Below are 18,269 nucleotides of genomic sequence, written 5' to 3'. Positions count from 1 at the left end.
AGCTGCACGAATCTGGGAAGTCGCTGGGCGGAGCGTCGTGCGGCAAGCCATGTGCTGCCAGCTCAGGGCCGCGGTGCTTTCTCGCCGTGCACGGCTGTGTACTCGGCCGAGAGCCAGGGACCCAGGTGGTCGATGAGCATGCTCAGTAGTGCCGGATCTGCCGAGGGCGTGCGGCCTGTGGCCGCGGCCACGCGCATCTGCTCGACGCGCTCGGGGTAGTAGCGGCCGAAGAGTTCGGCCGACTCGCTGAGGTCGCTGGTCCAGCCGCCCCAGCGAGGCATGATCAGGGTGAAGCCGGTGCGCACGATCTTGCGGGCGGCGAGGCGGCTGAGGGTCCTGCGGTCGGCGTCCGTAGCGGCTTCGGCCGCTCGGGTACGCCAGCGCGGGAGCGCGAGTGAGAGGTCACCGTTCGTCTCGCGGGCGAGCAAGGGGGTGGGGCGGTAGCGGGGAAGCTGTTCGGCGAGGTCGCTGCCCAGCAGCGGGGTGCACAGGCAGGCGACGAAGAAGCCGCCGTCATGACGCTCAAGTTCGCTGAGCAGAGTGCGTGTGCTGGACAGGAGGATCCCGACGTCGTCGATCTCGGCGAAGGAGCGGTCGAGAGCGGCCTCGATCGTATTGGCGGCAGCCCGGTCAGCCTCGGTGGGTTTGTGGCGGAGGGCGAGAAACAGGTCGAGGTCGGAGACGCCGGGGATCGCGTCTCCGCGGGGGATGCTGCCGTAGAGGTAGGCGCTGTGCAGCCGGGTGCTGTCGAACATCTCAGCGATCTGAGCACGGGCGGCATCGACGACAGGGGCGAAGGCTTCTTGCACGCGGTTCAGCACGCCTTCACGCGCGATCGTCCCATCCTTCTCCAGTCCTCTTTCGCTCATGGGATCACTGTGCCTCGTGCCTTCGTTCGCTGCCGAGCGGCTATCCGTGGCGCCTGGCCACACTCTGACGTCCACCCACAGCATCCCGCGCTGGCCCCGTGACCAGAACCTTTCACTAAGATTCGTCTGATGCTGCCCTCGTAAGGACCGTGGCTCGTGTGGCGGGCGGACCTCAACTCTTGACGGCCTCTGCGATCTGCAGGGCGGCCTGGGCGGGCGTGAGGTGCGTGGTGTCGACGACCTCGGCCTCGCCGTGCAGCCACGTGCGGGCCGCCTCGGCGTAGGGCTCAAGGTATTTGAGACGGAATGGGGAGGGGCCAAGAAGAGTGTCCCCCTCGATGCGCCCGCGGAGGGTGTCTTGGTCAGCGTGGAGAACGAAGTGCCGTACCGGAATGGCATGTTGGTCGAGGCCCGTGCTGATCTCGCGCCAGTACTGCTCGACCAGGACAGTCATGGGCATCACCAGAGTGCCGCCGGTGTAGTCGAGTACGCGGCGGGCGGTCTCGACGACGAGCGGCCGCCACGGCGGCCAGTGCTGGAAGTTGTCCGTCCCGGGCAGCCCCGGCGTGATGTCCATGAGTGTCTCGCCGACCTTCTCGGCGTCGAACACCCGTGAATCCGGGATCAGCTGCTGCACGAGTGCACTGGTCGTCGTCTTGCCTGCGCCGTGGGTGCCGTTGAGCCATACGATCATGGGGCCCAACGCTAGCGCTGTGCGGGCCGAGGGTACGAGCACAGCAGAAATCCGGTACGGCTTCGGCGTCTCTCAGGCTGGTGTCAACCACCAAGATCAGGTGTCACCTATCTCGAACAGTCGCAAGTCTGCGCGCCAACTCTGGCGCTCATGGTGCCAACTCAGACGCTCAAGTGCCAACTGAAGCGCTCCTTACCTTGGTGGCGGGTTGCGTGCAACGCTGCGTACAGCGCCGGATAGACGCCGTACACATTGACGGCAGCCGGGGCGGAGCCCGCAGCCAGTCTCTGCTGCAACGGAGCGATGTTCCATGACACATCACCGCGGCCGCCGACGTCGCTGCCCTGCCTCCGGCACGGAGCGGCTACGTAACGTTTCCTTGTCTTCGGTGGGGCTGGGCCTGGTGGAGGTACGAAGCGCGTGGATGGCGGCGATCACAGGGATGAAGGAGCGGATCAAAGAGGCCAACGCGGCTGGAATGTGGGTGGCGGCCGTGAGGATGACGGTGAGCGCACCGATGGACGCCAGAATCGATGTGGTCATGGGTCGAGGATTGGGCGACGGGCGTTCGGTTGCATTCGGTTCTGACTAAGTTGCACGATCCAGCAGGTACGGGACGTGTGCATCCCTACGCTCGGAGGCCATACCGAATGGAGGGCCACCGGGTGGGGGAAAGGATCGCGCCGGAGCGCATCGGAAACCGGGCGGAGCTGAGCGAGGCGATCGGGAAGCTCTTCCAGCGAACCGGCCGTAGCTATCTTGACGTCGCCACGGCGGCGGGCGTGTCGGACTCGACGGTGCACGACATGACGTCGGGGAACCGGTTTCCGCGATGGGGGACGCTCGAGGCGGTGCTCGTCGCGTGCGGGATCACGGAGGCGTCCGCGCTGTCAGCCTGGCGGGAAGCGCATCGCAGGGCGCAAGGGGACGGGAGTGATCCCCGGCTGAGGGATGCACAGCGTCGAAAGCTCATCCCGCTGCCCTGGGCGAGCGGGGATGAGGCCGATGCTCCCGCCCCGGAGCGGGTGGCGCTTGGACGGCCGGTGCTGCGGTTCGCGCGCACCTCGATGTCCCTTGCGGCACGTCCGTGGAAGAACCTGCGGACCCGGCACCGCGATCGTCAGCGGGAGCTGATGCTCAAGGCGGTTGGCCGGCAGATGCAAGAGCTCATCGCGCCTTCCCAGGCTCACCACTACCTCACGCCGCGCTTCCATGCTGTTGGCTCCAAGGACAAAGCCCGCGAGATCGACATCAGGGAGCTGTACGAGGAGGCCGGCGAGGAGCTGGTTGTGCTCAGCGCACCCGGGATGGGCAAGACCACACAGCTGGCCCGGCTCGCTGACCGGCTCGCGGCCGAGGCGCTTGAGGATCTCCACCGGCTGGGCGGGACGTCTATCCGGCCGATTCCGGTCCTGGTCAGCTTGTCGGCCTACCGCGGCCAGCCGCTGGCCGATTGGCTGCCGACAGCGGTCAAACGGCAGTACGACTTTCCCGAGGAGTTGGTTCGCGGCTGGCTCACCAGAGGTCTTCTGCTTCCGCTGTTCGACGGCCTTGACCAAGTCCCGGATGCCAGGCGGGGAGAGTGCGCGGAGCAGCTTCGCCGATTCCGCTTGCGTCGCACGGGGATCGTGGTCGGTTGCCGCTACGACGACCTTTCGATGGCCAAGCGCATCGGGGCCGCCCGCTATGTGCAGTTGTCCACCCCCACCAAGAGCGACGTGGAGGGTTATCTGCTCGAGAACTTCGATGCTTTGGCGGACGTGCATGCCGCCTTGAAGGCAAATCCGAGGCTGGGACGGCTGCTTCGTTCCCCGCTGATGCTCAACATCATCTACGGCGCATATCAGGGGAGAGCCGCGCCAGCGTTGCATGCATCAGGGAAGACCGACAAGCAGCGACAACAGATGATCTTCGATGCATATGTGCATCGCATGTTGCGGGATGAGGAGCACACGCTCCAGCAGACCCTCCAGAGATCCGACTCGCCCGAGCAGACGGTGAAGTGGGTCACCTGGCTGGCACGAAACCTCAACGAACGGCACGAGGACGTCTTCTACCTGGATCGGCTCGATCTCGAGTGGCTGCGCACCAAAGCCCAGCAGGTGCTGCCACGCGCACTGCCCACATTTATGGCGACCACGACGGGGGAATTGCTCGCCCTGCTCTGGCTGACGGTTGCCGTCACGACCGGAGCGCTCGACACCAGCCTGTCCGACGCAATCGACGTCACCCGCGCCGCTGTGGTCACGTCGGCAAGCCAGGCGCTGATCACGCAGATCGTGCTGATCCGGTATCCCACCCGGCCATTTCCCAGCGTTGTGTGGAACGTTCCAGTGATCCTGGTCATGTGGGCCGGCCTCACCAAGATTCACTGGCTGGCCCCGGGGATGATCATCCTGCTCTTCGCCTGGCTATGGCTGCAGCTCACCACCTTGGAGGGCTGGTACTTTCCGGTGCTTGTACCGGTGGAGCAGATCCGGTGGTGCTGGACACCCCGGGAAGCAGGCCCCTCCCTGCGGGGACGGCTCCCCGCCAGAGGAGTCTTCACCGTCGCGGCCACCATCGTGATGACCGGACTGCTGGTCTACCTGTCGAGTGTTCTTCTCCCCGGGCAGAGGTGGGCCGTGTTCATGGCCTGCTTCATGCTCATGGCCGCCTACCTCCTCGGCAACAACTTCGAGACCTCGCTGGAAGAGAAGCGCCCGACTCCCAATGAAGGAATCCGCAGATCACTACGCTTCGCGCTCGTCCACGGCGCCGCCAGCGCCACCCTGGTCGGGGCCACCCTGCTCGCCCTCTTCCTCCTGGCGCGCTCGCACGTCAACTCGGTCAAGGCGCTCCTCATCGCCGGCTTCGTAGCGACGCTGTTCGGCGTAGCCCGCGCCTACCGATACGGCGGCCTCGCCATCGTCCGCCACTGGGCAATCCGCGCTGCTCTAGCGGCCAGCGGCGACACCCCACTGCGCTACAAACAATTCCTCCACGACGCCGAACAACGAATCCTCCTCCGCCGCCTCGGCAGCGGCTACGCCTTCCCTCATCAACTCCTCCGAGAACACCTTGCCGTCGACCCAGAAACCCTCCTCTCCCGCCTGGCAAACCACGACGCCGCAAAACAACCCGCATGAGCCCGCCGACACAGGCGAGATCGGCCCGACCACCCTGCACGCGAGACCGAGCGGTGTTCAGGGTGGCGGCGAGGAACTCGGCGCCGAGGCGAGGTCCCATGCCGGGCAGGCTCTCGATCACCTTGGCGTGCGGGTGCTCGTGAAAGCGGCATCCGGCGCCCGCTCGTTAGCATCCAGGTGACCGCGCACGCTGAGTACTTCGACAAGCCGCGCCGGACCATCGAGCCTGTGGCCGACACCCCCGAGGAGCTGATCAACTGGGGCAACCGGATGGCGCGGCTGTCCGGCCACGGAGCGCGCCCTGAACCAGGCCGCTCCCAGGGCCGATTTTCGAATGCCCGACGGGACGACGGCCCGTTCTGGTCCCTGCGGGCGGGCAGTCAACCGTGCGCAAGACACTGGCTCAAGGCTGGTGGAGCCCGCTCTCATTGACCATTTTCACGCCGTTCGCACTCCTCTGGAATCTGATCGCCCACGTCAAGATCAACAGAATTCCCCGCCGTCAACCGCCCCGCAGCGGGCACCGCTCGACGAAGGAAAACCACTCGTCCTGCGTCCTGTTGCCTACGTCGCGCTCATCCACGCGCTGTTGGCCGTGTGGGCCCTGGCCACTCTGCTCACCCATTCCACCTGAATCTCGTGCGATGCACGGCTCCGGGGGAGCGCAGCCAGCCGTCCACGGCCCGAAAGAAGTCGATCTGCCGTGATGCCCTGCAGCAGGTAGCGTGGGCCGACGATCAAAGGGGAGGGGCATCAACATGCAGGTCGATCGCACAAAACACAGACGCATCGCCGTCGTCATGGCGGCCGCGGTGGGGCTGGCACTCATGGTCGCGGGGTGCGGCACCAGGGCAGCACAGGCGGACCGGTCCGACACCGAACGCCCGATAGCCAAGCAGACTTACCTCTCCGAGCTGCCGGAGCGGCTCGAGGCCGACGGAACGACGATCACGGTCGGGAACCCCGACGCCCCCGTCGCCATAGGGCTGTACGAGGATCCCCGCTGCCCCTACTGCAAGGAATTCGAACTCACAGGCGGGGCCCCGGAAGTCGACGCCCGGGCCAAGCAAGGGAAGCTGAAGATCCAGTACACGCTGGCGTCGTTCCTGGACGACCGCCTGGGAGGTCACGGCTCCCGCAAGGCCGTCAACGCGCTGCGCGCGGCCCTCGAAGAGGGAAAGTTCGAGGAGTACCACGCTGTTCTCTACGCGAATCAGCCGGCCGAGGAGGTCGACGGATACACCGATGCCTACCTTCTGCAGCTCGCCTCCAAAGTGCCGGGCCTGCGTGGCGAGCGATTCGAATCGGCCGTCAAAGGCATGCGTTACACGGACTTCGTGACCGCCTCGCAGGCCGCCTACGAGCGGGGTGGCGGCCCGGGAACGCCGACGATGCTGATCAATGGGAAACCGCTGCCCCAAAACGCCGCCGGCGCCATCTACGAGGAAGCGACGACCCAGGCCCTCCTCGACATCGCGGAGATCGCAGGCCAGTACGCACAAAATGGCGGCTAAGGAGTGCGCATCGAGGACGGCGTCGCCCGCTACATCCACTGGTTGCAGCGCCATCCGGCCGCCGTACCCACCTGGCTGCATCAGCAACTGGGCGCGCCGAGCGTCTAGATGACGGGCGGCCGGCCCAGGCGCGCCATGCGGTAGACGGTGCGCCACCGCATCGGCCGCCTGCCGCCCGCAGGCTGGCGGATCCCCTCGAGGAATCCGCCTGACCAGGCGCGCAGCCCGTCCAGGGATCGGGTCCGGGCGAGCGTGAGCAGTGTCCAGGTGCCGAGGTAGGCCGGGATCAGCGGCCAGGGCAGGTGGCGGCGGGCGAGCCAGACTCGGTTGCGGGCGGTCATCCGGTAGTAGACGGCGTGGCGGGCGGGGGAGGTTTTGGGGTGCTGCAGCAGCAGCGACGGCTCATAAAGGATCTTCCAGCCCGCGTCCAGCGCCCGCCACGCCAGGTCCGTCTCCTCATGGGTGAAGAAAAAGTCGGCGGGCCAGTCACCAGTCTCATCGAGCATCCGCATCGACAGGGCGTGCCCGCCGCCGAGGAAGCTGGTCACCAGCCCCCGGCGCATCGGATCGGTGGCCCGCAGTCGCGGCACGTGCCGCCGCTGGGTCTCGCCCCGCTCGACGGCGATACGGAAACCAATGATGCCCATGGCCGGATCGGCGGCATACAAATCCCGCACCTGCCCAAAGACACCGGCATCCACCAGCAGACCGTCGTCATCGAGCTCGATCACGACATCGACTTCGCCCAGCTGCCGCAGCCGGGAGATCGCCACGTTCCGCCCGCCGGGACAGCCCAGGTTCTCCTCCAGCTCCACCCGGACGATCCCGTCGCCGAAATCAGGCAGCCCGGTGCCGTTGCCCACTACCACAATCCGCTCCGGCGCAACCTCCTGCTTGGCCACCGAAGCCAACAGTGCCTCCAACTCACGGGGCCTGTTGCCCATGGTCACGATGGCAACGCCCAAGCGCGGCTGCTGCGGCACGACACAACTCCCGTTTCTCCGTGGGTGGGTATCGGTGAGCGTATCCGTTCACTTCACCAACCCCCCAAAGACAGTCACCCGTAAAGGCGCTCAGAGATGGCTGCCATCCGTCTGGCCGACTACCTCAGCGCGCCGGCCGAAGACACGCTCGCCGCGACCCGATACGCAGAGCTGGAGCATCTCGAGCTCGCCGAGTTTCTCGGCGCATGGGGCCACATCCATGAAGAGGCTCGCCTCCGCATCCGGTACCGCATCCACCCGACGGCCTTCATTCACCCGACCGCGCAGATCGGCGACGACGTAATCATCGGCCCGCATGCGAAGGTCCACGAGTTCAGCAGCGTCCGCAAGAACACGGTCATCGCCGCACGCGCCTCGATCGGCTTCAACTGCGAAGTCACCCACAGCTATGTAGGAGAAGGAGCCGTCCTCGGGCACCGCATCGGCATCAACCGCAGTCTCATCGGAGGCGACGCCCACCTGTCGGCAGCCGTCACGATCGCTGCTATCCATCCCAGCCCCGACATGCGCACGCCCGTAAGAGAGGTCCTCCTGCGCACCGCAGACGGGCTCTACCGCTGCGGCACCGCCCAGTTCGGCGCACTCATCGGCGACCGAGTACAGACCGGGAACAGCATCACCCTCGGCCCCGGCGTCGCCATCGGACCCGACAGCCTGATCAACACCGGTGTCATCGTCCCTGCCACTCGCGTCCTGCCCGCACACAGCACCGTCAGCACCCCCCACGCAACTGTTCTTCACGTACGACAGCGCCGGGCTTTGTAGCTCCTCAGCCCCAACTCGGACAGCCATGAGGCGCAACCTGCCTTCGTCAACGGCCCTGCAGGGGGAGCAGCATGGCGTGGAAGAGCGGTGCGCCGTCGAGGCGGGGCTGGAGGTCGCCGAGAGTGTGCCAGCCCCACGACTCGTACAATGCCCACACCTTGGGGTGTTCCTGGTCGACCAGGAGCGTGGCCCGTTCCTCGGGGCGTGGCCCAAGAAGTGCGTCGTGCAGCTGGCGGCTGATGCCGGTCTTACGCCATGGGCGGCGGACCATGAGCTCGCTGAGGGCGTAGGTTCTGCTGCCAGTCTCTTCGATGACATCCGCGGATATCTCGGCACGCAGCCCGCCCCACCATCGGGCATCTACGGGGAGCGGGGCGCGATAGGCGTATCCGACGGCCTGGTCGCCGTCGTAGCCGACCACACACGTCCAGCCGGGCTTGCTGCTCCAGCCGTCGAGGCCCTGGGCGAACCGCTCGGCTTTGCAGCGGGTCGCCGCATGCGGCATCACGGCGCGGGAGCTGACGGTGCTGGGCCTGCTGGCAGATGGCCTCACCGCCGTGTCCATGGCACACCGACTGGCGATCTCCCCCATACGGTCAACAGGCATCTGGAAAGCATCTACCGAAAACTCGCTACGCATGACCGACTGACCACCGTCTCCTTGGCTCGCCAACTCGGCTTGGCTCCACCCCCACAACACGCAATCGGTAAGTAGGACGGCAGACCCCGGACAGCCGGGAGGATTCGCTGGAAGGGTTCTGCCCCGTGGAAGGTTGTCGAAAGCCGGTCGTCTTCAGGCAGATCCGATGGCCCTGCTGTGAGCCACCGCCCACCTCTTCTGGCCTTTTCCTGTGAACGGCCCGGGGCCGCAGGGCTTCGGCGTAGTCGGGTGGCGTTCGATTTGTGTTCAAGTGAGGCCGACTTCGACAAGATCAAGACGGTTCGGGCAACCGCCATGCCATGGGAGGCGGCGGCGTCCTGCCACGGTGCAAACCGCCGCCCACCCTCCGTCCCAGCCCTCGCTTCACCTATCGCATGTCGATAGATTCCCATCGCAACTCGATGGAAGGATGGGTCATGGGAAAGCTGACAGTGCGTGCGCTGCGCGCCCTGCTCGTGGTGGTGCTCGCCGGCACCGTGTTCGTACAGGCATTGATGGTGTGGGCGTTGGCCACCGACCCGGAGGACGGGGCGCTCCCGCTGACCCCGCTGCGCGTGATCACGATCCTGGGCATGGCGTCGGTCCAGGCCGCCGTGGTCTGCGTATGGCGGCTGGTGACGATGGTGCGACGCGGAACCGTGTTCTCCCACACCGCCTTCCGGTACGTGGACGGCGTGATCGGCGCGATCGTGGCGGCTGCCCTCGTGTGGTTCGCGGTCACGGTCATCAATGCGCCGGGCCAGCAGGACGACCCGGGCGTCACCGTCATCATGGGCGGGGTTGGCGTGGCCATCCTGGGGGTCGCGCTCATCGTGCTCGTGCTGCGGATGCTGCTCGCCCAGGCCGTCGCCCGCGACGTCGAAGCGGCGCAGATGCAGGCCGAGTTGGACGAGGTGATCTGATGCCGATCGCCGTCGACATCGACGTGATGCTGGCCAGGCGGAAGATGTCCGTGGGCGAGCTCGCGGACCGCGTAGGGATCACGCCCGCCAACCTCGCGGTACTCAAGAACGGCCGCGCCAAGGCGGTGCGCTTCGCGACGCTCGCCGCGCTCTGCGAGGTGCTCAAGTGCCAGCCGGGCGACCTGCTGCGCTGGGAGGCCGAGGACGCCGCAGGCGGATGACGTGCCGTTCCAGGATCATGGAGTTCTCGACGCCACGTGATCCGGGTGGAAGACCGTGCCTGCCGACGCATCAACGCCGATCCCGCCTGCCTTTGACCAACTCCGCGAGCATCCCGGGGCCGTGCCCGAGGAGATCCCGGGCCTGCTGGAGCGACTGGCCGAGGTGCCCGACCCTCGCGATCCGCGCGGCGTACGGCACGCTCTGGTCGTCGTGCTCGCGCTGAGAGTGCCTGTTTCACATTTCCGTGATCAGGCACGCGGTCTGGGCTGGCTGTGTACGCGAGTAGCGGTTCTGGCTCACTTTCCGTGGACCATGCACGCTGAGTGACGGTTGTTGGGTGAGTGGGCCGTGGGGAAGTTGCCCGGAATTGGCCCGTACCGGGTGCGGTGTGGCCGACAGTGCGCCCTGTGGAAGAAGTGGTGCTCCGGCTGGAGGAGTTGCTGTTCCCGTCGATTGCCGACGTGGCGGTGCTGTCGGTCGCCGTGAACGACGAGGCGGTACGCATAGAGGCTCGAAGCACGGTGGCTGGGGCCATCTGTCCCGGATGCGGGAACTGGTCACGGCGGATTCACAGCTCCTACCTGCGATTCCCCGCTGATGTGCCCAGCGGTGGCAGACGGGTCGCTCTCTGTTTACGCGTCCGCAGGTTCCTCTGCCCAGTCATCTCGTGTGGGCGGCGGACCTTTGCCGAGCAGCTGCCAGGGTTGACCCGTCGGTACGGTCGGCGGACCGAGCGCCTGCGGTCGACGCTGGCCGCGGTCGGCCTCGCGCTCGCCGGTCGGGCCGGTGCCCGCATGGCGAGAGTGTTCGGCGTGGCCGTGAGCCGCAGCACGGTACTGCGGCTGGTCGAAGCGTTACCCGACCCCGAAGTTCCAGCCCCGCGGGTGGTCGGCGTCGATGAGTACGCGACCCGCAAAGGGCGTCACTACGGAACTGTCCTGGTCGACGTCGAAAGCCGGCGTCCAGTCGACCTTCTGCCCGACCGGGAGGCCTCCAGCCTGGCCGCTTGGCTCGCGAGGCGGCCCGGGGTGGAGGTGGTCTGCCGCGATCGTGCACCGTTCTTCGCCGAAGGTGCCAAGGCCGGGGCACCGCAGGCGGTGCAGGTCGCGGACAGGTGGCATCTTTGGCACAACCTGAGCGAGGCTGCAGAGCGGTGCGTCGCAGACCACCGTGGATGCCTGAAGGTCCTGGCGTCAGATCCAGCCCAGCCTGCCCCCGAGCCGGAGAAGTTCGAAGGCCCCTCTGGCTCGCCTTGGCCGAGGGGACATCGCTTCGCTGACCGCACCCGCGACAAGCACGCGACCGCCCACGAATTGCTGGCAGCCGGGCTCAGCCGGAGGGCGATCGGCCGCCAACTCCATATGACCTCCCGAACCGTCAAGCTCCTCGCCGACGCAACCACTCCGGAAGAACTGTTCCACGGGCAGTGGCAAGACCGGCCAACTAAACTCGACGCCTTCAAGCCCTACCTGGATGACCGCTGGAACCAAGGCTGCACCAACGCATGGATGGTGTGGGAGGAGATCGTGCCGCTCGGCTATCAGGGCAGCTACCAGCGGGTTCGCGCCTACTTCCGGGAGAATCGACTCTCGTCGTGCCCCGTCACAGCTCGGCCACCGTCACCCCGCCTCGTCGCTGGGTGGATCCTCCGCCGGCCAGAGAGCCTCACCGAGACGGAGCACCTCCGACTCAAAGCCGTTCTCGTCCACTGCCCTGAACTGGACGCCCTCACCGGCCACGTCCGCTCCTTCTGCCAGATGCTCACCGAGCGCCAGGGCGAACGGCTGCCGCAGTGGCTCAACGCCGTCCGGCGAGACGATCTCCCCAGCCTCCACACCCTTGCCGCAGGCATCGACCGCGACCGCGACGCCGTCATCGCCGGCCTCACCCTGCCCTGGAGCTCCGGCGTTGTCGAAGGACACGTCAACCGAATCAAGATGCTCAAACGCCAGATGTTCGGGCGGGCCGGCTTTCATCTCCTCCGCAAGCGCGTCCTGCTCTACTCGTGAAGCGCAGGTCAGACCACTGTGGGTTGCCAGTTGGATTTCCCCGTCCGCGGCCGTCTGATGGGGAGCCAACTGACCACGAGATCGCTGACGGTCAGTGATTTGGTTCGCGCTCGTCATCCATCTTGTTCGGCGGTTCCCGCTTCCGCCGGACCGAGATCGGTGGGGAGGTGGCGCACCGCCAGGGCGACGGCTTCCTCGGCCGTGGCGGCCTCGCCAAGAGCGTCGTCGGAGAGAGGATGTTTCTTCAGGCGGAATGGGCTGCCATTGTGCGACGGGACGATGGCCACCTCGTTGCGGAACGGGTATCCGGTGCAGGAGCTGAAGCCGAGCGTCCAGTGGCTGGAGAATACATAGAGCTGTCGCAGCCGCGGGTCGGCATGAGCCACTTCCACGAGTTCGCCGAACCCTGTGAAATTCGGTTCCTCGGCCGCCTGCTCCCGCATTGTGCGCCACTGCAGCTCCACCACCGCGGTCGGCCCGCGTTCGTGAGCTTCGGCGCGCTTGCTGGAGCGCAGAAACGACAGCTCCGCCCGCAGCTCCCACAGGCTCCTGCCCCGTCCCCATGCCGCTCCGGCCCTGACGATATCCGTCAGGTCGGGCGTGGCTCCGGTAATGAGTTCGACTCCGCGACTCCAGCCGGAGACACCGAACCAGCGGCTCTCAGCCCCGATGTGAACGGATAGCGGCTTGCGCTCAGGGACCGACGAGGCGATGCCGGCCGAAACCAGTGGGCCCCAATCGCCGGGTACCACTGTGAGTTCGACACCGAGTTCGGCCGCCAGCTGTTCCAACGCTGCGGCCAGGCTGCCAGCAGCAGCCAGATCAGGGTAAAGGTCAGAGTCCACCTCCATAGTCTGCCGTCGCGACGCCACCAAGAGAACGGCGATCAGGCGTCGCAGCGAGGGCCGTGGGCACGTGACTCCGAGTGTCCGTTGCTCACGGCCTGGGGAGCCATTGACATCACGCTCAGTCAGCCCTCCACGGAAAGTGAGCCAGAACCCGACTTCGGGAGGCGCCAGAGCACACCGAGGATTCGAACGCTGCGTGAGTTTCGAGCCGAGAGGCGGCCGCCGAGGTCTGGCAGGCGGTGTGCGGCCGCCTACCGGCCGACACCCATCCGAACGTCGCCGCGACGTTCCCGCCGCGTGGAGCCGGCCACGTCAGAGTCGCACAGGCGGCCTGGACGTGCTCAGTGGTCGCCCGTGTGCGAGCGCACGGGGCGTGGCAGTGGCTGACGCCAGTCGCCCAGCGTCGTGAGGAGGAACTGGCGGGCGAGAGGGCGTATTTCGTCCCACGCCGGATCTGTGGCCAGGGCGTTGGCCCAGAGGCCGGCGCGGCAGGCGGCATCGATCTCGCCGAGGAGACGGCCGATGGCCTGAAGATCGCGCAGATTCTTGGGTTCGAAGGCTCCGCGCTCGGCGAGTCCTTCGGAGATGCGGCAGAGGAGCTCCACCTCTTCAACGACGGACTCCGTCTCCAGCTCACGCTCGCCCAGCCAGGCAAGCTGATCCTGGGTGTCGGCTGCGAGGAGGGTCATAAACCGCAGCGTCCAGGTGCGCAGGTTCGCGTCGCCGAGATGGTTCATACATGCAGGATCGCACCTAGCTCCCGCCAGACCGTGTTCGATGGCACGGAAGGGCGGCAATGGCCGGCACGGCGCCTGCGGAGGTTGAAGCTCGAGTGCTGCTGCCGCAATCGAACAGTGCCAGACGGCGGTGCCTCCCGAAGTGGTGAACATCTGCTGTCCGTTCTCATGGACATAACCACCTGGCGACGTACGGCGCATCCAGCCCTTCGACTTCATTCGATTCCGGATGAAGTCGCCGACGTCCAACTTGCCCTCGCGTGCTGAGGGAAGTGAGGTCGCAAATCAAGGCGGAAGGTGCCCGGTGCAGACAGGAACGCGGCAGCACCGCCCACCCAGCACCGCTGTTGCTGCCGGGTTCTCGCGGCCGGATCCGGGGCGATGTCTGAGGCCGCTGATAGCGTGCCGCGTCCGGCCGGGAAGATCACGAGAGGACAGCAGCCGTGCAGGAAGTGACGCGCCATGAGGTCAGTGGACAGCACATAGGCCAGGCACTCGACGACATCAGCCGACGGACCTGGCGGCGGTGGCACTGGATGCGCTACGACGACCCGTCCCCGGAGAAGTTGCAGGAGATGCGTGACGAGCTCCTCGACCACATCGCGGCCCGCACTGTGGAGGATCCCGCGCTCGACGAGTCATCGCGCACGGTTCTGCGGACCGCGGCGGAGTGCTCCTTGGGGGCGCTGGGCGTTGGCTGCTTCCCCGACGGCGACCAGGAGATGGTCTTCCCGCTCATCGACGAGAGACTCAGCAGCGATGACATCGCCTTCGGTGACGTCATCGAGGAGGCCCCCACAGCTGGAACGTGGGTCGACACGTTTGCGATGTGCCTGGTCAGCGGCTTGGTGTGGGAATGGCAGCGGGTGATCGGTCTGCTGCTGCGGAACGACTACGCGCCCGCGATCCGCGACGGCGTGCCGTACTCAAAACTGAGCTCGACGTCGGATCCGGCGGACCTTGCTGAGATGGACGCACTGTGCGGCTACCTGACCCAGGCGCGCGGGCACCTGCCCCGAGACTGGCCCACCGTGACCCTGTGCAAGCCGGACGCCGACGAGCGCGCCGAGGCGGCCCGGCACCTGGACGCCGCCGGCCCCCTGACACCGGACCAGCGCCTCCTTCGCATACTCCTCGACGACGACCAGCACGCCTTTGAACAGGCTCTCGTAGCCCGGCTCATCGAGCACCGGGAGAGCGTGGGATCCGATCCCGCCCCCAGTACTCTGCTGCCGCTCGGCGCCCTTACCCTGGCCGCCCTTGCGGTCCAAGTGCACGGGTGGGAGTTGGGCGTCCGGTCCGGCTATCTGCCGCACGGCATGCTGGGTTCCCCGGAGGCGCTGCGGCGAGCGGCGGACGCCGGCGGAAATGACCTGGGATATTGGACCGCCAAGTAGTCAGTTACAGGACGCAGTCCTCGAGCAACTCGACAGTGGCCGCGGCCTCCCGCCGCAGCTCTCCTCCGTGCCGGAGCCGCCTTCGTGGGCGCGGCCATGTCGTCCATGGCGGTCTCGGCTTCCTGGCCTCCGTCCTGTAAGCCGTCATGGACCGCACCCGGGTGCCGCGAACCAAAGGGCGGTAAAACACGCCTTGAACTGCGGAAACGTTCCTTGCGAGGTGCTGGAGTGTCAACTCCGGCTCATCGGACCGAATCCGCTGCTCGCGAGTTCCGTTCCGGAGCGGCCTGTGGTGGTTGGCACTCCGCTGACCTGCGCGGATGCGCCCGCCCATGGTCGGCGCGGGCCGCGACAGGTGGCCTGTCCGACGGACGGAACTGCGGTGTCGGGACGCTGGCAGGACACCGGTAACGGGAAGGTCCACGAGAGGTCCTAGCACGCAGACCGCTGCGGGTGCGGTCCACGGCGTGGTCGAAGTGGTTGATGAGGCGGACGCCTGGGATTGCGGTGGCATGCCCCGACACGGGTAGCCCCTGGTGATTGGCTGAGGCGCACAGGAACGGCCTGGTGCTGCACTCCCGCCAAGCACCAGTCGGCATCGTCGACTTGAGCCACACTCGGGTCAGCGTCCTGCGGGACGATCCCGCCACGGCCCGTTCCCTGCTACTGGAAGGCGTCTTCTACGACAGCACCCACCCCACGCTTCCCGGCCACCAGCGGCTGCCCTGGCTCGACCGGGTTCCGACGGGTTTCGCGCCGCAGCCCTACGAGCAACTGGCCGCCACTACCAGCGTCACGGTCGCGCCCCAGGGCGCCTACGACCTGGACACCATCGTCGCCGTGGGTGACCGCGACCGCGGGGTGGTGCCCCCATGCGGCCGCTGCCGTCAGGTCCTTCTTGACTACTTCCCAACCCTCAAGGTCATCATCGGCGCAAGCGACAGCCTCCGAACCGTCTCCATCACCGACCTGCTGCCCGAAAGCTACATCTGGGCGGACCACCAGCTCGACGCCGAGCAAAGCGCACCAATCAGCACGAGCTGACACCCCAGACGGCTACAGGGCAAAGGTTCCCTGATGCGGCACTAGTGTGATGCGCCAGAAATCCTGAGGGTTAGTTCTGCTCCGTATTCTGGCTGCCGGATCCGACCTTGGTGAGGTAGTCGGCGAGGGAGTTGAGGATCTCGTCGGCGGTCTTGGTCCAGGTGAAGGGCCGTGGGTTCTCGTTCCAGGTGTCGATCCACGCGGTGATGTCGTCCTCCAGGGCCTTCACGGACGTGTGGACGCCCCGGCGGATGAGCTTGTCGGTCAACAGGCCGAACCACCGCTCGACTTGATTCATCCAGGAGGAGCCGGTCGGGGTGAAGTGGACGTGGAAGCGGGGGTGTTTGCCCAACCACGTCTTGATCTCGGCGGTGTTGTGGGTGGCGTAGTTGTCACAGACCAGGTGGACGTCGAGCCCGGCGGGCACCGCCTTGTCGATCGTGACCAGGAACTTCTTGAACTCAATCGTCCGGTGGCGGCGGTGCAGTTCCGATATGACCGTGCCGTCGGCGATGTTGAAGGCCGCGAACAGGCTGGTGATGCCGTGCCGGTAGTAGTCATGGGTACGCCGCTCGGGCATGCCCGGCATTATCGGCAGCACCAGCTGGGACCGGTCCAGCGCCTGGATCTGGGACTTCTCGTCCACGCATAACACCACCGCCTTCTCGGGCGGGTGGTGGTACAGGCCGACGACGTCGACGACCTTGGCGACGAACTGCGGGTCGGTGGAGAGCTTGAAGGAATCCTGGAGGTGCGGCTTAAGGTCAAACCGCTTCCAGATCCGCCCGATGGTCGATTTCGACAGGCCCGTGCGCTCGGCCATCGAAGCCCGCGACCAGTGCGTGTCCTTACCCGGAGTGCACTCCAAGGTCGCCACGATGACGTCCTCGACCTGATCCAGCAGGATCGAGGGCGGCCGGCCCACCCGGGGCTCGTCGGCCAGGCCGTCGAGGCGTTTGGCGATGAACCGGGCCCGCCAGCGTTCCACGGTCGACTCGTCAATACCGAGGTCGGTCGCGGCCTGTCTGTTCGTCCCGCCCTCCGCACAGCGCAGCACGACCTTTGCCCGCATCACCAGGTACTGAGCGGTCTTCGCCCGCCTCGCCCAACGGGTGAGCTGATCCCGCTCAGCCTCACTCAGGACCAGGTCGGCCTTCGGCCGACCGATGTGCCCGGTGTCCTCGAGACCGGTCATCCGCTCCGCGGCGAAGGCCCGGCGCCACTTCCTCACCGTCTTGACCGCCACACCAACGGCCCGCGCGGCGCCCGCATTCGACGTGCCGTCGGCGCACGCCAGGATGATCCGGGCCCGCTCGGCCGGACGCCGGTCCGGCAATCCCGCCCGCCGCAGCAGCTCAACACGCTCGTCCTCGGACAGCGTGATCTCCACAGCGGAAGGACCCGGATGCAACATACCAACAGGCTACTTACTAACCCTCAGGATTTCTGGCGCATCACACTAGGGCCTGTTGCGAAAGTGCTGGTCAAAGCCATTCGTTGATGGCTGCGACCAGCACGGTGGCTTCGTAGCGGACGGCGAGTTTGTCGTACCTCGTTGCCACTGCGCGATGTCTCTTGAGGCGGTTGATGCCGCACTCGACCGCGTGGCGTTGTTTGTAGTCTTCCCTGTCGAACTTCGGTGGTCTGCCTCCGCGGGAGCCGAGGTTCTTGCGGTTGCGGATCTGGTCCGCCTTCTCCGGGATGGTGCAGGCGATCCGGCGTCCGTGCAGGTAGGCGCGGTTGGCGCGGGATCCGTAGGCCTTGTCGCCCCGGACCTTGTCAGGTCTGGTTCGCGGCCGTCCGGGGCCTGGACGGCGTACTCGGATCTTCTCCAGGACCGGGCGGAAGTAGGGACTGTCGTGCCGGTGGCCGGCGGTGATGAGCAGTGACAGTGGTTTCTGTCCCTGCTCGGTGGCGAGGTGGATTTTCGTAGTCAGACCGCCGCGGGAACGTCCGAGGGCGTGGTCGTCGGGCTCGGTGACGAAGCCGCCGGGCGGTTCCTTTTGAAGGTCCCCTTTTACCTGCCCCGGCGGCGTGCTGATGAGCACGGCAGACCGTGGAGTCCACGCTGACGTCCCACGTGATCAGGCCCTTCGCATCGGCATCGGCCTGCAGTTGCTCCAGAATCCGGTGCCAGGTGCCGTTACGCTGCCACCGGCGGAACAGGTCGTAGACCCGGTCCCACGGCCCGTACCGCTCGGGCACATCCCGCCACGGCGTTCCCGCCCGCGTCCGCCACCGTATGCCGTCTATAAGCTGCCGCCTGGTCCAAACCGGCGGCCTCCCGGCCTTCTTGCCCATCGGCAGCAGCGGCTCCAGCCGCGACCACTGTGCATCTGTCAGATCTCCACGCGCCACAACGCATGATCATCACCGATCAAGATCCACTTTCGCAACAGACCCTAGTCGCCCCAGGAACGGCGGGTGTAGTTCCGTCGGGAGGTGCCCGCGAGCCCGGTGAAGACGATGGGCGGC

General features: G+C 66.6%; 17 protein-coding genes. 8 read left to right on the top strand and 9 right to left on the bottom strand.

Going from position 1 to position 18,269, the window contains the following annotated elements; genetic code table 11:
• Positions 1-62: 62 nt before the first annotated feature.
• From OG966_RS01035 to OG966_RS01025, 3 genes are all read right to left on the bottom strand, one after another.
• Positions 63-869: a nucleotidyltransferase domain-containing protein gene (locus tag OG966_RS01035; RefSeq protein WP_326647396.1), complete on the bottom strand. Its 807-nt coding sequence runs from the start codon at positions 867-869 to the stop codon at positions 63-65.
• Positions 870-1,041: 172 nt separating this feature from the next.
• Positions 1,042-1,563: an ATP-binding protein gene (locus OG966_RS01030; protein ID WP_326647395.1), complete on the bottom strand. Its 522-nt coding sequence runs from the start codon at positions 1,561-1,563 to the stop codon at positions 1,042-1,044.
• Positions 1,564-1,881: 318 nt separating this feature from the next.
• Positions 1,882-2,106 (bottom strand): hypothetical protein, encoded by a 225-nt coding sequence (locus tag OG966_RS01025; protein ID WP_326647394.1) that lies wholly within the window; start codon positions 2,104-2,106, stop codon positions 1,882-1,884.
• A gap of 122 nt (positions 2,107-2,228) precedes the next feature.
• Here OG966_RS01025 and OG966_RS01020 point away from each other — a divergent pair, with 122 nt between their 5' ends.
• Positions 2,229-4,691, top strand: coding sequence for an NACHT domain-containing protein (locus OG966_RS01020; protein ID WP_326647393.1), 2,463 nt, complete (start codon positions 2,229-2,231; stop codon positions 4,689-4,691).
• A gap of 758 nt (positions 4,692-5,449) precedes the next feature.
• A complete protein-coding gene (locus tag OG966_RS01015; RefSeq protein WP_326647392.1) occupies positions 5,450-6,205 on the top strand; it encodes a DsbA family protein in 756 nt (251 codons plus the stop codon).
• A gap of 104 nt (positions 6,206-6,309) precedes the next feature.
• Here the strand turns inward: OG966_RS01015 and OG966_RS01010 are convergent, their stop codons facing one another.
• Complete coding sequence (locus tag OG966_RS01010; protein ID WP_442806798.1) at positions 6,310-7,149, bottom strand: glycosyltransferase family 2 protein; 840 nt, start codon at positions 7,147-7,149, stop codon at positions 6,310-6,312.
• Between the two features lie 135 nt (positions 7,150-7,284).
• On the opposite strand from OG966_RS01010, the gene OG966_RS01005 reads away from it, so the two are divergent.
• A complete protein-coding gene (locus tag OG966_RS01005) occupies positions 7,285-7,974 on the top strand; it encodes a transferase (RefSeq protein ID WP_326647389.1) in 690 nt (229 codons plus the stop codon).
• Between the two features lie 46 nt (positions 7,975-8,020).
• On the opposite strand, the gene OG966_RS01000 is transcribed toward OG966_RS01005, so the two are convergent.
• Positions 8,021-8,527, bottom strand: a complete 507-nt coding sequence (locus OG966_RS01000; RefSeq protein WP_326647388.1) for a GNAT family N-acetyltransferase — start codon at positions 8,525-8,527, stop codon at positions 8,021-8,023.
• A 524-nt stretch (positions 8,528-9,051) separates the two neighbouring features.
• On the opposite strand from OG966_RS01000, the gene OG966_RS00995 reads away from it, so the two are divergent.
• The 3 genes from OG966_RS00995 to OG966_RS00985 all read left to right on the top strand — a co-directional run bounded on the left by OG966_RS00995 (position 9,052) and on the right by OG966_RS00985 (position 11,768).
• Positions 9,052-9,537 carry a DUF2975 domain-containing protein gene (locus OG966_RS00995; protein WP_326647387.1) on the top strand — a complete coding sequence of 162 codons (486 nt, stop codon included), beginning with the start codon at positions 9,052-9,054 and terminating at the stop codon, positions 9,535-9,537.
• A complete protein-coding gene (locus OG966_RS00990) occupies positions 9,537-9,758 on the top strand; it encodes a helix-turn-helix domain-containing protein (RefSeq protein ID WP_010981499.1) in 222 nt (73 codons plus the stop codon). The genes OG966_RS00995 and OG966_RS00990 overlap by 1 nt, the downstream gene beginning before the upstream one ends.
• Positions 9,759-10,166: 408 nt before the next feature.
• A complete protein-coding gene (locus OG966_RS00985; RefSeq protein ID WP_442806645.1) occupies positions 10,167-11,768 on the top strand; it encodes an ISL3 family transposase in 1,602 nt (533 codons plus the stop codon).
• A gap of 113 nt (positions 11,769-11,881) precedes the next feature.
• On the opposite strand, the gene OG966_RS00980 is transcribed toward OG966_RS00985, so the two are convergent.
• Both OG966_RS00980 and OG966_RS00975 read right to left on the bottom strand, forming a co-directional pair.
• A complete protein-coding gene (locus tag OG966_RS00980; RefSeq protein WP_326647384.1) occupies positions 11,882-12,613 on the bottom strand; it encodes a DUF6193 family natural product biosynthesis protein in 732 nt (243 codons plus the stop codon).
• A 344-nt stretch (positions 12,614-12,957) separates the two neighbouring features.
• Positions 12,958-13,353: a hypothetical protein gene (locus OG966_RS00975; protein ID WP_326647383.1), complete on the bottom strand. Its 396-nt coding sequence runs from the start codon at positions 13,351-13,353 to the stop codon at positions 12,958-12,960.
• Positions 13,354-13,796: 443 nt separating this feature from the next.
• On the opposite strand from OG966_RS00975, the gene OG966_RS00970 reads away from it, so the two are divergent.
• Both OG966_RS00970 and OG966_RS00965 read left to right on the top strand, forming a co-directional pair.
• The gene (locus OG966_RS00970; protein WP_326647382.1) at positions 13,797-14,750 is read left to right on the top strand and encodes an immunity 49 family protein; all 954 of its coding nucleotides are present in this window, start codon (positions 13,797-13,799) and stop codon (positions 14,748-14,750) included.
• Positions 14,751-15,356: 606 nt separating this feature from the next.
• Positions 15,357-15,794, top strand: coding sequence for a hypothetical protein (locus OG966_RS00965; protein ID WP_326647381.1), 438 nt, complete (start codon positions 15,357-15,359; stop codon positions 15,792-15,794).
• A gap of 70 nt (positions 15,795-15,864) precedes the next feature.
• On the opposite strand, the gene OG966_RS00960 is transcribed toward OG966_RS00965, so the two are convergent.
• Together OG966_RS00960 and OG966_RS00955 are read right to left on the bottom strand one after the other, a co-directional pair.
• Positions 15,865-17,208, bottom strand: coding sequence for an IS630 family transposase (locus tag OG966_RS00960; RefSeq protein WP_326647380.1), 1,344 nt, complete (start codon positions 17,206-17,208; stop codon positions 15,865-15,867).
• A 70-nt stretch (positions 17,209-17,278) separates the two neighbouring features.
• Positions 17,279-18,152, bottom strand: a protein-coding gene (locus tag OG966_RS00955; RefSeq protein WP_326647379.1) for an IS5 family transposase whose coding sequence is annotated in 2 segments (ribosomal slippage) — positions 17,279-17,762 and positions 17,761-18,152 — 876 coding nt in all. Because the reading frame shifts where the segments join, the coding sequence is not laid out codon by codon here.
• Positions 18,153-18,269: the final 117 nt, after the last annotated feature.

Origin of the sequence: Streptomyces sp. NBC_01750 (assembly GCF_035918095.1) — a bacterium.
Classification (GTDB): domain Bacteria; phylum Actinomycetota; class Actinomycetes; order Streptomycetales; family Streptomycetaceae; genus Streptomyces.
Note: the sequence above shows the minus strand (reverse complement) of the source record. Positions and strands in the feature narration are given on the sequence as shown.